General features: G+C 45.7%; 20 protein-coding genes and 1 tRNA gene. 8 read left to right on the top strand and 13 right to left on the bottom strand.

Annotated elements, in window-relative coordinates; genetic code table 11:
- Positions 1-44: 44 nt before the first annotated feature.
- On the bottom strand, positions 45-233 hold the full coding sequence (locus AB3Y94_RS01515) for an SPJ_0845 family protein (RefSeq protein WP_125684911.1): 189 nt from the start codon (positions 231-233) through the stop codon (positions 45-47).
- A 160-nt stretch (positions 234-393) separates the two neighbouring features.
- Between AB3Y94_RS01515 and uvrC the strand changes: the two genes are divergently transcribed.
- Both uvrC and obgE read left to right on the top strand, forming a co-directional pair.
- Positions 394-2,211, top strand: coding sequence for an excinuclease ABC subunit UvrC (gene uvrC / locus AB3Y94_RS01520; protein ID WP_367294825.1), 1,818 nt, complete (start codon positions 394-396; stop codon positions 2,209-2,211).
- 88 nt (positions 2,212-2,299) lie between these two features.
- A complete protein-coding gene (gene obgE, locus AB3Y94_RS01525; RefSeq protein WP_367294826.1) occupies positions 2,300-3,595 on the top strand; it encodes a GTPase ObgE in 1,296 nt (431 codons plus the stop codon).
- Positions 3,596-3,777: 182 nt separating this feature from the next.
- On the opposite strand, the gene AB3Y94_RS01530 is transcribed toward obgE, so the two are convergent.
- Positions 3,778-4,527 (bottom strand): hypothetical protein, encoded by a 750-nt coding sequence (locus AB3Y94_RS01530; RefSeq protein WP_367294827.1) that lies wholly within the window; start codon positions 4,525-4,527, stop codon positions 3,778-3,780.
- A 13-nt stretch (positions 4,528-4,540) separates the two neighbouring features.
- On the bottom strand, positions 4,541-4,816 hold the full coding sequence (locus AB3Y94_RS01535) for a hypothetical protein (RefSeq protein WP_367294828.1): 276 nt from the start codon (positions 4,814-4,816) through the stop codon (positions 4,541-4,543).
- Positions 4,817-4,987: 171 nt separating this feature from the next.
- Here AB3Y94_RS01535 and rnz point away from each other — a divergent pair, with 171 nt between their 5' ends.
- From rnz to AB3Y94_RS01555, 4 genes are all read left to right on the top strand, one after another.
- A complete protein-coding gene (gene rnz / locus AB3Y94_RS01540; RefSeq protein WP_367294829.1) occupies positions 4,988-5,935 on the top strand; it encodes a ribonuclease Z in 948 nt (315 codons plus the stop codon).
- A gap of 2 nt (positions 5,936-5,937) precedes the next feature.
- Positions 5,938-6,327, top strand: a complete 390-nt coding sequence (locus AB3Y94_RS01545; protein WP_367294830.1) for a lipopolysaccharide assembly protein LapA domain-containing protein — start codon at positions 5,938-5,940, stop codon at positions 6,325-6,327.
- A gap of 70 nt (positions 6,328-6,397) precedes the next feature.
- Complete coding sequence (gene recJ, locus AB3Y94_RS01550) at positions 6,398-8,713, top strand: single-stranded-DNA-specific exonuclease RecJ (protein ID WP_367294831.1); 2,316 nt, start codon at positions 6,398-6,400, stop codon at positions 8,711-8,713.
- A 23-nt stretch (positions 8,714-8,736) separates the two neighbouring features.
- Positions 8,737-9,255, top strand: a complete 519-nt coding sequence (locus AB3Y94_RS01555) for an adenine phosphoribosyltransferase (RefSeq protein ID WP_125694160.1) — start codon at positions 8,737-8,739, stop codon at positions 9,253-9,255.
- A 139-nt stretch (positions 9,256-9,394) separates the two neighbouring features.
- Here AB3Y94_RS01555 and AB3Y94_RS01560 read toward each other — a convergent pair whose 3' ends face one another.
- The 3 genes from AB3Y94_RS01560 to AB3Y94_RS01570 all read right to left on the bottom strand — a co-directional run bounded on the left by AB3Y94_RS01560 (position 9,395) and on the right by AB3Y94_RS01570 (position 11,812).
- Positions 9,395-10,537: an MFS transporter gene (locus AB3Y94_RS01560; protein WP_367296465.1), complete on the bottom strand. Its 1,143-nt coding sequence runs from the start codon at positions 10,535-10,537 to the stop codon at positions 9,395-9,397.
- A gap of 175 nt (positions 10,538-10,712) precedes the next feature.
- Positions 10,713-11,165, bottom strand: coding sequence for a universal stress protein (locus tag AB3Y94_RS01565; protein WP_367294832.1), 453 nt, complete (start codon positions 11,163-11,165; stop codon positions 10,713-10,715).
- A gap of 191 nt (positions 11,166-11,356) precedes the next feature.
- Entirely contained in the window at positions 11,357-11,812 is a 456-nt protein-coding gene (locus AB3Y94_RS01570; RefSeq protein WP_367294833.1) for a TM2 domain-containing protein, read from the bottom strand.
- A gap of 447 nt (positions 11,813-12,259) precedes the next feature.
- Between AB3Y94_RS01570 and AB3Y94_RS01575 the strand changes: the two genes are divergently transcribed.
- Both AB3Y94_RS01575 and AB3Y94_RS01580 read left to right on the top strand, forming a co-directional pair.
- On the top strand, positions 12,260-12,658 hold the full coding sequence (locus tag AB3Y94_RS01575) for a TIR domain-containing protein (RefSeq protein ID WP_367294834.1): 399 nt from the start codon (positions 12,260-12,262) through the stop codon (positions 12,656-12,658).
- A gap of 54 nt (positions 12,659-12,712) precedes the next feature.
- Positions 12,713-12,800, top strand: a tRNA-Ser gene (locus tag AB3Y94_RS01580).
- Between the two features lie 105 nt (positions 12,801-12,905).
- On the opposite strand, the gene AB3Y94_RS01585 is transcribed toward AB3Y94_RS01580, so the two are convergent.
- The 7 genes from AB3Y94_RS01585 to AB3Y94_RS01615 form a co-directional block, all read right to left on the bottom strand.
- The gene (locus AB3Y94_RS01585; protein ID WP_137617402.1) at positions 12,906-13,802 is read right to left on the bottom strand and encodes an IS3 family transposase; all 897 of its coding nucleotides are present in this window, start codon (positions 13,800-13,802) and stop codon (positions 12,906-12,908) included.
- A complete protein-coding gene (locus AB3Y94_RS01590; RefSeq protein ID WP_367294835.1) occupies positions 13,799-14,458 on the bottom strand; it encodes a transposase in 660 nt (219 codons plus the stop codon). Before AB3Y94_RS01590 ends, AB3Y94_RS01585 begins: the two co-directional genes overlap by 4 nt.
- Positions 14,459-14,991: 533 nt before the next feature.
- Positions 14,992-15,165 carry a hypothetical protein gene (locus AB3Y94_RS01595; RefSeq protein ID WP_367294836.1) on the bottom strand — a complete coding sequence of 58 codons (174 nt, stop codon included), beginning with the start codon at positions 15,163-15,165 and terminating at the stop codon, positions 14,992-14,994.
- Positions 15,166-15,177: 12 nt separating this feature from the next.
- On the bottom strand, positions 15,178-16,005 hold the full coding sequence (locus AB3Y94_RS01600; RefSeq protein WP_367294837.1) for a hypothetical protein: 828 nt from the start codon (positions 16,003-16,005) through the stop codon (positions 15,178-15,180).
- A 50-nt stretch (positions 16,006-16,055) separates the two neighbouring features.
- Positions 16,056-16,217: a hypothetical protein gene (locus tag AB3Y94_RS01605; protein ID WP_367294838.1), complete on the bottom strand. Its 162-nt coding sequence runs from the start codon at positions 16,215-16,217 to the stop codon at positions 16,056-16,058.
- A gap of 490 nt (positions 16,218-16,707) precedes the next feature.
- On the bottom strand, positions 16,708-17,160 hold the full coding sequence (locus tag AB3Y94_RS01610; protein WP_367294839.1) for a hypothetical protein: 453 nt from the start codon (positions 17,158-17,160) through the stop codon (positions 16,708-16,710).
- A gap of 166 nt (positions 17,161-17,326) precedes the next feature.
- Complete coding sequence (locus AB3Y94_RS01615) at positions 17,327-17,578, bottom strand: hypothetical protein (RefSeq protein WP_367294840.1); 252 nt, start codon at positions 17,576-17,578, stop codon at positions 17,327-17,329.
- Positions 17,579-17,899: the final 321 nt, after the last annotated feature.

The following is a 17,899-nucleotide window of genomic DNA, read 5'->3' on the forward strand; positions in this document are numbered from 1 at the left end:
ATACAAAAAGGACTCACAGCTTGTTCGCCGTGAGTCCTTTACCCTTAATCCTGTTCGTGTTTTTGCTCGTGCTTAACTTTGTCATCCTTAATCAAGCCCTTACCCCGCTTGTCATTCTTGTGGAAATCGTTACTCTTCAAGAACTTATCGCGCTTTACGTCCGTGGGATCCATTTGGGCAAATTTACCGAACATGGAGTCTAGGTCGTCTTGCCGTTTAACCTTTAAGGCCAATTCAGCCACCTCCTTGTCTTTTGCAGTTATTCTAGCAGAATTCCGCGGGTTTGTCATTTAATGTTCAGTTTTAAGAGCAGAGGGTGGATTGCTTGCACCAAACAGGCATTCGGCTTATACTTTATTAGCTAATTATTCATAAAAACGGGAGGGATTATCCTTGGCATCAGAATACCTTGAACATAAATTGGCACTTCTGCCGGGCCTTCCCGGCTGTTACCTCATGAAAAATATCAATAGTCAGATTATTTACGTGGGTAAGGCGAAAAACTTAAAGAACCGAGTTCGCTCCTACTTTAAGAGTAGTCATACTGGTAAGACGGCGCAATTGGTGAGTGAAATTGTTGATTTTGAAACGATTATCACGTCTACGGACAAGGAAGCTTTCTTGCTGGAAATCACCCTGATTCAAAAGCATCAACCCTATTTCAACATTAAATTAAAGCGGGGGACCGGTTACCCTTACATTAAGATTACCAATGAACGTGATCCACAGCTGCTGTTGGTCAGTGACATTCGGAAGGACGGTGCCTATTACTTTGGTCCATATCCGAACGTTTACGCGGCGGAGGAAACGATTCATTTCTTGCAGAAGGTCTACCCTTTGCGGCGGTGTACCGGTTATCAGGGGCGTCCCTGCCTGTACTACCATATGGGACAGTGCCTGGGGGCTTGCTTTAAAGAGGTTCCCGAGGCCGAGTATGATACGCAGATCCGTAAGATTAAATCGTTCTTAAACGGTAACGTGGCCCACGCAGAGAAGGACTTGAATCAACGGATGGGTAAAGCAGCAGCCGACATGGAATACGAACGGGCAGCTGACTTACGCGATCAGATTCGTTATATTGAGGCCACGGTTGAAAAGCAAAAGATTATTTCTAATGATAGTACCCCACGAGATATTTTTAACTTTTACATGGATAAAGGGTGGCTCTCAATTCAGGTCTTCTTTATTCGCCAGGCACGGCTGATGAAGCGTGAAAAGCGGCTCTTCCCAATTGTCAACACGCCTGAAGAAGAATTGGCCAGCTTCATTGTGCAGTTTTATCAGCGAAAGAATACCGTGTTGCCCCGTGAAATCCTATTACCGGCGAGTGTAGACCACGAGGTTATCGAAGAACTGCTTCATGTGCCCGTTAGAACGCCTCAGCGAGGGACTAAACGGGACTTGTTGGACATGGCAGGTAAGAACGCTAGATTGGTCTTAGAAGAGAAGTTTCGGCTTCTGGAGTTGGACGAGAGCAAGACGACTGGTGCCATGAAAGAAATTACCGATGCACTGGGGATTGCGCCTGGTCACAAGATTGAAGCGTTTGACCATTCCCATATTCAAGGGGCGGACTTAGTTTCCGCAATGGTCGTGTTCGTTGATGGTCAACCCAATAAGAAATTATATCGGAAATATAAATTAAAAACCGTGGATCACGCGGATGAAACGGCTAGCACATTGGAAGTTATTCGACGACGTTACGGACGTTTGCTGAAGGAAAATAAACCAATGCCCGATCTAATCCTCATGGATGGGGGCGACATTCAGATGAATGCCGTCAAGGAAGTTTTAGAGGATGAATTTGACTTGCACATTCCCGTCGCTGGGATGGTGAAGAACGATCATCATAAGACTGCCGACCTATTATTTGGTGGCGATGACCATCACATTCATTTAGACCCCAAGAGCCAAGGCTTCTACCTAGTTCAACGAATTCAAGATGAAGTTCACCGCTTTGCAATCACGTTCCACCGACAGGTTCACAGTAAGCACTCTCTGAGTTCCCGATTGGATTTGATCCCTGGTGTGGGACCTAAGACGCGGACGAAACTGTTGAAGAAGTTTGGCTCAACTAAGAAGATTGGTGAGGCCAGTGTGGAGGATTTGCAAGCCTTGGGCATTAGCAAGACGGTTGCACAGACGATTCACGTGACGTTGGCGGCGGAGACCGCGGAGATCAAGAATCCGCGGACGCCAACCAAACTTTGACGTCACGGCCGTTTGCCGGTATACTAGCTAGCAGGAATCTTACAGAGAAAGCAGCGCAGGCTGGTTTAGAAAACGAGGAAAATAAATTATGTTTGTAGATCAAGTTAAAATTAACGTGAAGGCCGGAAACGGTGGGAATGGTATGGTGGCCTTCCGCCGGGAAAAATTCGTGCCCAATGGTGGTCCCGCTGGGGGCGACGGTGGCCGCGGTGGGAACATCGTGTTCATGGTCGATGAAGGTTTGCGGACCTTGATGGATTTCCGTTATTCCCGTAAATTCAAGGCGAAAAATGGTGGTAACGGTGCAATCAAGTCGATGACCGGTCGGGGTGCGGATGATACCCTGATCAAGGTGCCGCAAGGGACAACCATCATCAATGATGAAACGGGCCAGGTCATTGCCGACCTTGTGGCCAGTGATGATTCAGCGGTGATTGCTCGAGGTGGTCGAGGTGGTCGTGGTAACATTCATTTTGCATCGCCTAAAAACCCCGCACCGGAAATTGCCGAAAACGGTGAACCTGGTGAAGAGTTTGAAGTTCGTTTAGAGTTGAAGGTGTTGGCCGACGTTGGGTTGGTTGGTTTCCCATCAGTTGGGAAGTCGACTTTACTTTCAACGGTCACGAGTGCCAAACCTAAGATTGCGGAGTATCACTTTACGACCTTAGTTCCTAACTTGGGAATGGTGCGGTTACCTGACGGTCAGGACTTTGTGATGGCTGATTTACCTGGTCTGATTGAAGGGGCAGCTACTGGTATCGGCCTGGGATTCCAATTCTTACGCCACGTTGAACGGACACGAGTTATTCTGCATCTGATCGATATGAGTGGCTTGGAAGGGCGTAACCCTTATGATGACTTTGAAAAGATTAATGAAGAGTTGAAAACGTATGATCCAGATATCCTGAAGCGACCACAAATTGTGGTTGCTAATAAGATGGACATGCCGGATTCAGCGGATAATTTGGCACAATTCAAGGAAGATTTGAAGCAAGATAAGTTGTTGACGGACACTCCCGAGATTTTTGCCGTATCTGCGTTAACTCACGATGGCTTAACACCACTGTTGCAGCGGACGGCTGTTCTGTTGGCTGAGACACCGAAATTTCCAGTTAAGCAACCGGAAGCACCCACGACAGCAGAGTATACGTTCAAACCTGAGGAGAAGTTTACCATCGATCGGGATGAAGACGGGACTTGGGTTCTGGGTGGTGCTGAGCTTGAAAAGTTATTCAAGATGACGGACATCAACCATGACGAAAGCCTGTTGCGGTTTACTCGCCAAATGCGGGGCTTGGGTGTGGACAATGGCCTGCGTGACCATGGTGCTCAGAACGGTGACTCTGTTCGAATCGACGACTTTACATTTGAATATATGGCCTAACGAAGAGACGTTCCCGTTGTGCTTAACCGCGCAAGGGGGACGCCTTTTTTAGTGGCAATCAATTATGTTGACCACTGCCGTGCGGGTGAGACCTGAGGGGGAATCAATTAGGTAACAAAAAAGGACCGTGACTTTACATCACAGTCCTGCTAATTATTCTCGGGGATGCCAAGATTATGCGGTTATAGCGTTAATTTCAACCAACTAGTGGGTCTGACCAGTTGTTTTTGATCGCCATTGTAAGCGCCGGCGAAGGCAATTTTGACTGTCTTGAACGTTGGCTTAGTCTTTTGACCGGCTAGTCCAGTCGCCCAAGTATTCAGGCTTTGACCCGCGGGGATGGTTTTACCGGCGCTAGCATCACTCAGCTGGTTTGCGGCATTTAGCTGGAGGCCTTTACGCAGTCGCAAACTTTTGATCCCATCGGTGATGAGGTCCTGCTTGCCGCGGTTCGTGATGGTAAACTTGACCTGAATCGTATAGTAGGGACTCTGAATTTCTGGTAAGTTGAGAGCTTGCGCAGCCATGCGTTTAGCTGCCGCGGTTTTCGCCGTGTTTTTGATCAACCGGATGGTAGTGACTTTATAAGTTAATTTGCCACTCTTGATGGTGGCTGCATGGTGAGCAACTTCACTTAGCTGAACCTTGGTACCGACTTTGTCGTAGGTGAATTGTCCAGCCTTCTTGAGGTTTCCAGATTTTACGTAGCTGGGACTGGTGAGTTGATTTTTCTTGGGTTTATACGTCTGCGCTTCCTTAGAAGATGAAGAGGCGGAGACAGCGGCGTCCGGTTTTGGGGCGCTGTAATGACTGGATTCTGAAGAACTATCCTTAAAACTAGCCGTGCTCTTTGATGCGTTTGACTGACAGCCTGCCAATCCGAGAGCGAGAACGCTCAGCGCTGCAAATAGCGTGGTTTTGAAATAACGCATGGTAAAACTCCTTTCATCCAAGTAGAATTTGATGTGGCACCAAACGGTACCCATAGAGGCGCTGTGGTGGCGTTTGTTCAATGAAGAGGCTAGCTTGTTGATTAACCTGTTGGCTCCGGGTTCGGAACTGGTCAAGGGTTAAGGGGTGACCGTTACCAGTCAGCAGTCGGAGTTGATCGGTACTAGTTTGCAGATCGACAATGGGGTCGTGATTACCGGCATGTTCCCAGTAAAGGCCAAGTCCCGGATGCAGGTCGATCGTTGAGAGATTAAAATCAATGAGTCGCATGGGCCACCTCCACAATCATTAGCTTAACCCTAGTATACCGAACTTTGCGAGGGAACCCTAATGAATTATTTGCTAAAATCAGGTCGGGTTTACGCCGGAAAAGTTGCGGTTTAAGCGAAAATCCCCTAAAATAGTGGACGGACTTCAATTATAGAATAGGAACGAAAAAATATGAAAATTGAATTTTTAGGAACGGGCGCCGGTTCACCGGGAAAGTTTCGCAATGTGTCTAGCACGGCCTTACGCTTGCTGGACGAACGAAACTCGGTGTGGTTATTCGATGTGGGTGAAGCCACCCAACACCAAATTTTGCGGACGACTTTAAAGCCGCGGAAGATTGATAAAATTTTTATTACCCACTTGCACGGTGACCACATTTTTGGACTACCGGGCTTGTTGAGTAGTCGGTCGTTTCAGGGTGGAAACTCTGCACTGACAATTTACGGACCCAAGGGTATTCGGGACTTCGTAGAGGTTAGTATGCGGGTCTCTGAGACCAAGTTATCCTACAAGATTCATTACCAAGAAATTGCCACAGATGGCTTAATCTTTGAAGACGATAAGTTTCGTGTCTACGCGCAACATCTGGATCACAAAATTGAATGTTTCGGATATCGCGTGGTTGAAAAGGACCATCCAGGTGAACTGCAAGTGGATAAGTTGCGGGAGGCTAAGATCCCATCTGGGCCGGTGTACGGCAAGCTGAAGTTGGGCGAAACGGTAACCCTACCGGATGGACGAACCATTAACGGTCAGGACTTCCTCGGGCCGGCCCAGCCAGGCCGAATTGTCGCTTTACTGGGTGATACGCGCCAGACTAAGAACGCGGAACGGTTGGCCAAGGATGCCGACGTGTTAGTTCACGAGAGTACGTTTGCGAAGGGCGAAAGCAAGTTGGCGCGGTCGTATTACCACTCCACTAACATCCAAGCGGCTGAACTAGCTAAGCGGATGCACGTGAAACTACTCTTGCTGAACCATATTTCTGCGCGGTACACCGGAAAGATGGCACAGGATCTACAACATCAGGCACGAGAGATCTTCCACAACACTCGGGTCGTTAAAGACTTTGATGAGGTGGACGTACCGTTTCAAAAATTGACCACAAAGGGTGAATAGCAATGAAAAATCAATGGCGAATTGTCCTCACGATTTTATTGGTAATTGTGGTGGCGGTGTTTGCAATTCTAAACGTGGAGAGTGTGCCGGTTTCCTTTGGTTTCACGACGGTTCACTGGCCACTGATCCTGGTTTTACTAGTATCGATTTTAATCGGTGCAGTGCTGATGATTCTTTTTTCCAGCATCAACGCCTTCCAACATAATCGGGCTTATAAAGAGCTGGAGAAGACTAGTGACGACCGTATCGCGGCATTGAACGCCGATAATGAACGTTTGACGAAGCGCCTTCAAAATTCAAAGAGCAAGCAGGTTGCTGGCCAACAGGATAAGCAGATTCAGGAGTTGGAAGCACAGATTGCCGAGTTACAGGAAAAATTAGCAACTAAATAGCTTATGAACGAAAGAGTGGTGCCGTTGACACCGCTCTTTACCGTTTTTTAAAGGAAAGGATGGTTTGCTGGTGATTGCCGCACAGTACAAATGGAACATTAAAAACGTCGATCAACCGTCGTCGGAAGCACAAGCCTTAGCGGAGACGGAAGAAATTTCACCAATTGTGGCGCAAATTTTGTGGAATCGTGGTTACCAAACCCCGGCAGCGGCGCACGAATTTTTGAATCCCGGTCCGGAGCAACTGCATGACCCAAGCTTGTTACACGATATGGCCAAGGGAACCGCCCGTATTGAAGAGGCAATTGGTGCAGGCCAGCAGATCACCATTTACGGCGATTATGATGCTGATGGGGTGACGAGTACGTCGATCCTTTATGAGACGCTCAATGAGATGGGTGCTAACGTGAATTACTATATTCCGAACCGGTTTTCGGATGGGTATGGTCCCAACGTGGCGGCGTTCAAAAAGCTAATTGCAGCGGGTACTCAGCTCATTGTCACGGTCGACAATGGGGTGGCTGGTAACGATGCGATTGACGTGGCTAATGCAGCCGGCGTGGACGTGGTGGTGACCGACCATCATGAGTTGCCAGCGGAACTACCGGCAGCCTACGCCATTATTCATCCCCGTTACCCGGGAGCCGAATATCCATTTGGTGGTTTGTCCGGTGCAGGGGTGGCTTTCAAGGTGGCTCAGGCATTACGTGAAGAGATTCCTCAAGACATGCTTGATTTAGCGGCTATCGGAACCGTTGCCGACTTGGTACCGTTGGTTGATGAGAACCGGGTCTTGGTATACTTTGGCTTACAGTTGTTACAACAGGATGAACGACCGGGGTTACAGGCACTTATGAAGGGTGCTGGCATCAAACCTGAGGAACTGACTGAACAGTCGATTGGCTTTGGAATCGCTCCCCGTTTAAACGCCCTAGGACGCCTGGACGATGCAACGCCGGCAGTTAAGCTGTTAACGACGTTGGATGACACGGTGGCGAATGATTTGGTTCAGGAAACTGAACAGAAAAATCGTCACCGGCAAGAGTTGGTTCAACAAATCAGTGAAAGTGCATTGGCACAAGCCACCGACTCAGATCACTTGAAACGACCGACATTGATCATTAGCGGTCACGATTGGCACGAGGGTGTGCTGGGAATTGTGGCTAGTAAGGTGGTCGAACAAACGGGCAAGCCCACTTTAGTTGTGAACGTCCAGGATGGGCGGGCTAAAGGGTCGGGCCGAAGCGTGGCAGCATTCAATCTGTTTACGGCGTTAGATGGTCATAGAGACCTGATGACAGCTTTTGGGGGTCATCACATGGCTGTGGGATTAACGGTCCCTGAGACGCAGTTAACAGCCTTAGCGGATGCCTTAGATATGGAAGCTGGCAAGCAAAAATTGACCGAAAGTGGTCCGAGTGAATTACCGGTGGCGGCTTCGGTGAGCGTGGCGGCGATTACGCCAGCACTCTTCGAAGAGTTAGCCAAGATGGCACCGTTTGGGACGGACAACAGTCAGCCGTTGTTTGCCTTTGAGTCAGCAAGTTTGACCCAGGTAAAGGCAATTGGTAAGGATCACAGTCACCTGAAATTCCAGTTACAGGAGGGGACTCATCAGCTCAATGCCATTCAGTTTGGTGCTGGGGCCTATGTTCCGGAATTAACGGCGGCACCGGATCAGGCGGCTGTACTGGGCGCGATTGAGGATAACGTTTGGCAGGGCCGACATTCATTGCAACTCATGGTCAAGGACCTCAAGCTTTCCGCGGAGACAGTCGTGGATGCTAGAACTAGCCGGGTTCATCAAGCCATGTTCAAGGATGTGGGGACCTACATTTTCTTTCATCGCAATATTTTTCAACAGTTGCGTAGTCAAGTTCCAACTGGCAGTCAAGCCATTCTGTATGACGGGACGGCCCAAGCAGCGTTACCTGCTGATACAGCGGCGTTTGTGGTCGATTGCCCCGATGCGACGAGTGACCTGGAGACGGTTTTACAGCAATTGCAACCGGCAAGAGTCACCGCTTATTTGTACAAGAAGGAAAGTCTTTCGCAATTAGGGATGCCAACTCGCCCGCAATATGCTAAACTATTTAAGTTCATTGCTACGCATCAACAAGTCGATGTTGGGCATCAGCTAGCGGAATTGACTAAATTTCTACAGATTCCGCGAACTCAGTTAGTCTTCATGATTCAGGTCTTCTTCGAATGTGGTTTCATCACAATCGAGCACGGCATGATGAATGGTGTGGCGCACCCAGAACATAAGGAATTAACGACGGCGCCAAGCTACCAACTAAGACAGCAGCAGGTACAGACGGAAGCGGATCTTTTACTTTGCCCATCCGCCGTACTCAAGCAGCGTCTTCATGCCCCATTGAACTAAAATTAAAGGAGCTACTTAAACTTATGGCAACTGATTTTACGAAATATATTGCAAGCGTTCCGGATTACCCAGAAAAGGGCATCATGTTCCGGGATATCTCGCCATTAATGGCTGATGGTGAGGCCTTCCACGCCGCAACCAACGAAATTGTGGCCTACGCTAAGGATAAGGGTGTTGAAATGGTCGTGGGTCCAGAGGCCCGTGGCTTTATCGTAGGTTGCCCAGTAGCCTACGAGATGAATATTGGGTTTGCCCCGGCTCGTAAGCAAGGTAAGTTGCCTCGTGAAACGGTCAAGGCAACCTATGATCTGGAATACGGTCAATCTGCCCTGTACATGCACAAGGACGCCATCAAGCCTGGCCAACGCGTGTTGGTAACGGATGACCTGTTAGCCACCGGTGGAACTATTGGGGCCACAATTCAATTGGTCGAAGACTTAGGTGGTATCGTGGTTGGTACGGCATTTCTGATTGAATTAAAGGATCTTCACGGTCGTGACAAGCTGAAGGGTTACGATATCTTCAGTTTGATGGACTACTAAAAATACGAAATGGTGGATCGCTTCTGTGTTTAGAAGCGATCCACCATTTTTTTGACAATATTGATGAGTAGGTTGGAATTGTGTATTTATTTAAATTTGCCGCGTATTGAAGGATAGCTAACTTTTCGAGGGTGAAAAGTTATTCGGCAATCAGACCATGATGCTGAATGAGGACGCCCGTTAGACTCAGGAGAACTGCAAATAGTGCTAAGAGGCCGATAACGGGCAGCCAGGTTCCTAATAGGCTCTGGAGATAGCCGAAGAGTAACGGTCCAACAGCGGCTAGTAGATAGCCTGCAGACTGGGCCATTCCGGAGACGGCCGCAGTTTGGATGGGATTAGTCGTCTTCTCCGTGAAGAAAAGCACGGCTAAGTTAAAGGCTACCCCGGCGCCAACGCCAATGGTGAGTGAGCAGAGTGTTAACCAGCTAAGTGCGTGGGTTGGTAAGAGGAAGCCGAGCGGTGCGATAACGTATCCTAGCGTCATGAGGGCAATCAACCAACTGACACCGTGGCGTTTATTGAAAAGATAGGGAACTAGGAATGAGAGTGGTAGACCGCTGATTTGCAGAATGGTGAGGAGATTGCTGGCCGTCAAAGCGGAGATGCCGTGAACACTGAGTATACCGGGCAGCCACGTGACAAAGGAGTAGTAAACGAGTGCTTGGAGGCCAAAGAACAGGGTGATTAGCCAACCTAATGGTTGATGCCAGACACTTTGGTAGTGGGCTTTAGATTGGGTGTGCTTAGTGGCCATTGTTGTGGGATGCCAGCGGAGGTTGGGTATCCAGGCAAGTGCGGCCACGATGCTTAAGACGGATAGCCAGCCTAACGTGGCCTGAAGGCTGATTTGGCCAATTAGGAAGCCGGCGGTCGCGGTACCTAAAGCGCCAATTAGTAGCATTGCGAGGGTGTAAAGGCCGGTTCCCACATTGACGCGGTCGGGCATATTTTCTTTAATTAGGGCGGGAATCAAGACGTTACCACTGTCGACACCGATACCGATTAGAAATGTTCCAAAGAAGACGGCCGCCACGGTGGGAATCAACCGAAGGTAACTGCCAAGAATCAACAGAAGAAATAGGCTGAAGACGGTCCAGGTATTACCCCACCGTTGTGCCAACTTCACAATAATGGGCGAGAAGATGGCAAAGGTGACTAATGGAATCGATGTCAATAGCCCCCCCATAGCACTGGGCAGTGCCAGCGCGTGCTCAATCTTGGACAGGAGCGGTGGAATAATGGTGATTGGAAGCCGTAAATTGGCGGCTATCAGCATCATGCTGACTAGGAACCAAGGTTGTTTGGAACGTGACAAAAAAATCCCTCCTAAAATAAGTCATCAATCAATTATAAGCTGAATCGTGATTGAAAGGAAAGACTGAAAAGTTTTTGGAGGCATTAGCTGTATAAGAGAATGGTCTAAAAAAGAGCCAGTCAATGGCTCCCCAGCAAAACTATGATTTGGCGGGTTCACTGTCGTTTACAACGAAGACGTTAGGCCGAGCGTGCTGGACAACATAGTTGGTGGTTGATCCAACTACCATCCGTGAGAAAGCGTTAGTTCCGGACTTGCCAATAACGACGAGGTCGATGTCGTCGGCGGGACTGTTAGCAATTTCGACGATATGTTGCTTTGGTGAGCCGTCGCTTTGGAGAATTGTCGCTGGAATATCGCTGCCGGCAGCCATGGCCTGGGCGTCAGTGAGAATCTTATGGCTAGCCTCGCGCATTGAAGAAACAACATCGTTGTAGCTGGCACCTAGGCCACCAGAGCTGACTTGGGTGATGTCATCAATGTGGAGTAAAACCAGTGAAGCATGCCAATCTTTGGCTAACCGAATGGCTGTCTTCAGGGCCTCAATCGAGTTACTGGATCCATCAAGTGGGACTAATAATCGTGAGTACATACTGAAAACCTCCTTTAGGAAAAATGAGTGGGTAACGCTAATGATGAAGGTCGCGTAAAGGACGTTCATCAGGAAGGAAAAATATGCTGGGGGGCGTCGGATTGATAGCCCTTTCAGTGCCAGTATAACAAACAAAAGGCGCCGACCCAAGTTGTGCTGGGACGGTGCCTTTACGAGTGATGCCAATTAAATTAGGCGTGAGAGACAGGATCGTTTGAAGGGGTAGCATCAGTATCGGCAGTGGTCGCGGCTGATGCCTCAGGTTCAGCTGATTGGGCAGCTTGAACGGGTTCCTGTGCGCGATTCTGACGCATTTGTTTCCGCATGAAGATATCATTGATGGCTTGTTTTTCTTTGTCACTCTTGTCATCAACAATCCAACCATGAATGAGGAAGACGTCGACTAACATCCAGATACCATTGATGAGGGCACCTAAACCAAAGACCCAAACTAACAACCAAAAGATTAAGGTCATGGCAACGGCACTACCGGTCTTACCAAAGTAGTAACGGTGACCGCCCATAAATCCGGTGAACCACCACAGCAAGTAGGCCACAACGGGGGACTTAGCATTCTTTTCGACGTCGGAATTTACCAGCATTAACTCTTGGTCAGTTAACTGACTCTTTTCGTATAGATTATCCACAAAAAACGACTCCATTCTTTTTAATTTTCCGGCTAGAAACGAGCCGGGGAATGATGTTCTTTAAGAAAAAATTAAAAGTGCAAGATTATTATACCGCAATGTGCTGGTTAGTTGCGGGGAAAATTGCAAAAATTTGAAAAAAGTATGAATTTTTTGAGAAGCTAAGAAAATGTTTTGAATTTTACAATGAGATTTGTATTAGATGTAAAAATAAGCTGCGGGTAGCTGATCAGTTAAGCCGGTAAACTGGATTAACACTTGTTAAGTAAGCTGTGGATAGGGTTAAACGGCTGAGATAAATGTAAGCTTAAATTAGAAAGTATTTGATGATTAACTAGCGATATTAGCAATCGAATATAATGTTCATAAGAAATAAACATTTCTGTAATGGCTCTGACTCATGTGAAGCATACAATGGACCTAATACAGTGAGAGGAGACGAAAGTGATGAGTGATTTGTTTGTGAGTTATCAGTCGGCAGATCCGTTGGCGCATTCCGTGCAGGTGCGGTTTCACCGGTGGGCTAACCACAATTGGGATTTTCCAACGTTGAGTTTTCATGAACAGGAGCCACCCGTGAAGTTTACGGAACGGGAAGCAAGTCGAATCAAACGCGAATTATTACGAGAAATTAAACGGTCCCAGCAATTATTGGTCATGATTAGTCGGACAACTTGGCAGTCGGAATGGACGGATTGGGAAATCTCGATGGCGTTGGCCCACGATAAGCAATTGTTGGCGGCCAAGTTAGATAGTACGAGTATTGTCCCGCTGGGTCTATTGAGCACGCAGCCGGTGTGGATTGATCCGTTTGACCCAGTCATGCTGACCCAACGGAGATTTTAGCAAACGGGGCTTGCATTTATATTCATAATTGGTAGAATAAATAAGTAGTCACTTGGAGAGTTGGCAGAGTGGTAATGCAACGGACTCGAAATCCGTCGAACCGGCTAATACCGGCGCGCAGGTTCAAATCCTGTACTCTCCTTATTAGAACTCGTTAAAGGAATATTAAAAAACAGGAATCCCGTTAAATCTGCACTAGTCCCTGTCAAGTTGACGGATGAAATACTATAATTTTTTGTAGATTTGATTAAGCGGCTTCACCGCGGTATTCAACCGCGGTGGAGCCGTTTCTTTGTGCTGTGCGGTCAATATAGTTGAAGTAGTGAATACCTTCCTCAATAAGCTTAATTAGCTCCTCCTTGGTTTTAGGCATTGGGTGGCTGTCTAACCAGTTTAACTTGAATTCATTCCACCAACGTTCCATTGGGGCATTGTCATAAGGCGTTCCCGGTCGGGACATGCTCCGAACGACTTTGTGTTCGGTCATTAGATCATTAAAATCTTTGGAAGTGTAAGCCGAACCACGATCAGTATGAACCATTGGATGAACTTTTCCAGCTTTGCTAAAGGCTCGCTCAAAGACTTCAACCATTGCGTCACTAGTCTCAGTAACACTCAGATTGTAGGATAAAAGACATCTGCCATACAGGTCTAGTACACCACACAATCGAGCTTTGTACTCGCCATTGATACCGTAACGAACTTCGGTGGCGTCCGACAACCACACTTCATTTGGGTTATCGGCCATATTAAACCGTTGATTTAATACGTTGTCTCGTAATTCTTGCTCAGCTTGTTTTACTCGATGGTGTTTCTTCAGTCTACTTTGGCACTTGAGATGGAGGAGAGTCATAAGCCGCTTAACGCGCTTAAGTGAGACGTAAAAATCAAGCTCTGAATCATGGTCTAGATAGATCTTCAATTTTCCTGCGCCGATTCTCTGACGATGTGCGTTGAAGTACATGAGTATCTTTTGCTTGAGCTGTGTTTCTTGTTGTTCCCGAGGGGTTTCTTCACGATGAAGCCATTGATTAAATGCTTGGCGAGATAGACCCACTTTGCGAAGAATAATGGCTTGGGCGCCATGAATCTGGGGACTGAGTTCCTGAATTGTCTGGAATACTAATTTATGTTGGGCGTTCACTCCTTGTTTTGTAGTTCCCGGAATTTTTTTGCGAAGAGCTCCATTACCTCCTGTTCTTTGAGCTGGGCCTTTAGTTGACGATTCTCTAGTTTTAAACGTTCAACTTCAGTCATTTCTTCAACTGGTTTAGTACGTCCACGGCCATCCTTTAATGCTGTGTAACCACCGTCTTTGGATTTGAGAACCCAGGCTCTTACCTGTTGGTAAGAGACGTTGAAGTGTTCGGATGCTTGGGAGTACGAATGCTTTCCAGCCGTGACATACTCCACAATTTTAATTCGTTCTTCGAATGTTGTTTTACGACTCATAATGCGGACCTGCCTTCTTGACGGGGGATCCGTCAATGATTTATTGGTCCCATTATACTGGAATTTCTTAATCCAGTCGCGAAGTTGCTTATCGCTTCTCAATCCAAAATGATTGCTGATTTCAACTAAACTACCTTTACCATTTAAATAGGCTTCCACGGCTTGCTGCTTGGTCTCTGCACTATAACGTGTCCAGATATGGCGTTCTTTTAGGCCGTCAAGGCCATCACGTTTGTAAAGTTCTCGCCATGAACGAATAGTAGTGTCATAAATACCATATTGCTCAAGATATTTGCTTCTGTTCAAATTGGTCTGTGATAGACCAGTCAAAATATCCAGTTTCTCCATAGCTGTAAATCTTGTCCTAGGCATAGAAAAATCCCCTTAAAGTTAACAGATGAATTATAGTTTTTCATCTGTCAACCTTAAGGGGACTATAGCAGAAATGGTAATCTAGCGTTTTTTGTAAGTAACTTAGTTAGGATAGTCATATCATGAATGCTTAAGTAGTCGATTTTCTTAGTTCTCTTTGGGTCAAATAGGATTGATGAGTTAGCTACGAAATCTTTCCTGATCACACTGTCATAGATAGCGTCTTTCACACAAGCGTGAATTAAAGAATTGTTTTTTGAGACAGTAGACTTAGCGTGACTTCTACCATATCGCTGTAAAAATAGCTGGTAGTCATGTCTAGTAATTGATTCTATAGAGGTATTGTCAACATATTGAGTCAAAACGTTATGGACTTGTATGTACGTTAATTTGGCTGGTAGGGGGGATGCGCTTTTTATTTTGTCTAAGACTTCATGCGTTTAGGCTTACTATCCTTAGAATTATCATAAAACATGCTATGGCCATGCTTGGCCTGATAGATAAACTTGTCACTTGTCGTACATTCCAAACGCCACGGCCACAAGTAGAGCGGTAAGAGCCATATGATGGATAATCCACAGTCCAAAGTCAAACACGATGGCAACAGGTAGCAGCCACCAAATCCAGTCACTTAGGAGCTTATAGCTTAGTAGGCAAAATACGATTACCAGTAAAAGTAGCATTGTAGTGACCTCCTAGTAAATTTTAATTCCACCCGTAACGGTAGTACGTGCGATGTTGTCATAGTCTTTCGTTTGAATGAATTGAGTTGTAGGAGCATCAATATCTGAAAGTGCTGCTAACTTTTCAGTATGGGAAAATAAATATGTAGCAATTGTTTTCTTGTCTTTTTTACTCAATGAAGTAGCACTGTCAGGAAGGTAAAATGTCACTTCACTATCTTTATTATTAAATTTAGCCGAAATAGAATTGGAAATTCCTAATTTTGAGCTAGCATTAGTGGCTAACTCATTTACTGACTGTTCAAAGGCTTTTTGGTCTTCTTTATTGGCGGTTAAGTTACTACTATCGTCTTTGTCTACAATTTTTTTTCGTGCGCGTTCTTTAGGTGCATATGTTGTATCAATGACAGTAAGTGTCTTATCAGGACTTTCGTAACGTCCTTTCATTCCCGCTGAGGCGGTGTAAACATGCTCTTTATGACCACCGTAATATAAAAGGTGGTCTTCAAAAAAACCACTCTTATTTGTTTTAACATAATCGTCAAAGCTAGTAACGTTGCTTTGTATTTCAACTATGGATCCTGGCGTGGCTTCCCCTCTAACAGTTGCATATCCATCTGAGTCTGTTTTGATCGTAGACTTGTTGAGCGATAATTGTGTATTGAATATTGGCAGATAGGCAAGGCCAAAACCTAAGGCCATCAATATTACCCCAGTTAGCAAGGCCAAGAGTGGTACTTTTAGCTTATGGTGGCGTTTAAGTGAAACAAGAGCCCAAATGATTGCAACAGGAATAATGATAAAACTAATTAATGAGAAAGCTTCAAAAAAATTAAGCACAACGATTCCTCCCTGAAATCTACAATTTTAAATCTAATGTCACGTGAACTTTAGTATAAATCTAAATCAGGAATCGTAACACTTAGCGTATCTTCATCGACGTTAGCTGCCAAGAAGATGTATCTATCGGGGATGTGATACTGTTTGCGGAAACATAGCAAGTCGAATTCTTCAGGCTCAACGTTTGTGAGCTCGATATACTTTTTGATCATTGGTTAGCACGATTCTCAGTTTTAAAACCATCCACTATTATAGATTTGATGAGAGGCTGTACGGTGTCGTCTAGCAGACAGTGCATTAACTCATGCGCCTTAATGCGCTCTGGGTAATCCAATTGATTATTGATAAAAATCGTTCTGGTTAGCGGAAGGGCGTATCCATTGATTGTACGGGTCATATTTGAATATTGAACATCAATGTCATAATGATTGATTAGACTATCCAAGTGGTAATCCACTAATGTATCGATGCCGGCAAGAGCCGATTGTAGGTTGTCAAACAGCATATATTAGTTATCCCCGTTCTCACCAGAATGTTGTTCATCGTAACCACCACATTCTTTAAGCAGATCCTGTTCGTCTCAAGAGTTAAGATAACCAGTTAGCATAGCTTTTTATTGCCTTACGACTTTTAAATAATGCACGTTCACGTTAGGTGAATATAGAAATGTTTTGGCATCTTTGATTGCAAACGGTGCGGCATCTACTTAATGCCTAATTGATCTTCCATTTGGATTTCTCCAGAAGATTTCATCGAGTCTGGTGTGGAAGCCAGAGCTTCTTTTTGTGACATACCATGATCCATTTTATAAGCAACCGGTGATTCGCCGTACTTATTAATAAATGCAGTTAGTGTCGTTGGCGTTGATTCACTTGCAGCACTAGATTGATTTGATACAGATGACCCACTAGTTGAGGTAGATGAATTCTGAGAACTTGCTGCCAGACTGGATGATCTGCTGTCTGACTGAGCTTTAGCTGATTTTTTTGATTCACGTTTGGCTGTCCTTTTTGCCGAGTGCTTCTTTTGCTTGGATACTAGGGTACTAGATGGCCTGGAACTAGAAGATGTTTCACTAGAACGATTACTTTTACCGCACGCTGCCAACAGTGATGTTGCCAATAAAACTGTCAAAATTATTGAACCTTTTTTCATGTTTAGTCTCCCCGGGAATATAGACAGCTTTTAATGTCATCAGTTTTGGACGAAATTTCTAAAATCGCAAGGCAGCATTAGAGATGTCAATAATATCTGTTTGTGCATTTTCAAACGGACGAGCACGCGTAGTTTTCAGACTAAAGGTCGTCTTAAGTTACCTTGATTAAGAATAATCAGTGTCATAAATAGTCGTACCATTGGTTTCATAATTCGAACGGTCATAGTGATCATCGTCTGGATCTGGGGTGACGGTTAATACTTGTTGAACTGTCTTAGCAGATGATCGTTTTGAAGTGAGGGTCACCGTTTCACCAATGGCTAATAGACCCTGGGATTTTATTTTGAGCTTAAATGTTCCGTCCTTATAAGCTTGAGTGTTTTCGCCACTGCTAAGGGAAAGGGCTGCTCCGGGCAAAGTTTTCCCAGTTATTTTGTAATAGTCGAAAGGGAGTCCTAGTTGATAGATGGGGTCCAATTTGATGAAATTAGTATCTTTGTAAGGGTACTTGAGTAAGTTTCCCTTATAAAATAGTCCATCGTATCCAGAGGTAGAGGGGTTAACTTTAATGCTCAGCGTTTTAACGCTCTTTCGATTACCGACGATGCGACTGTTATAGAAGATTTTGATTGGCTTATGCTTGTTTAAATAAAAGGTGTAATGCTTGGATGAGGTCTTTTTAGCGTGACGAATTTACAATTGAAGTGCAACAAGTAAGAAGAAAATAAAAAAGAACTC

The sequence above is a fragment of the Levilactobacillus yonginensis genome (assembly GCF_964065165.1).
Classification (GTDB): Bacteria; Bacillota; Bacilli; order Lactobacillales; family Lactobacillaceae; genus Levilactobacillus; species Levilactobacillus yonginensis_A.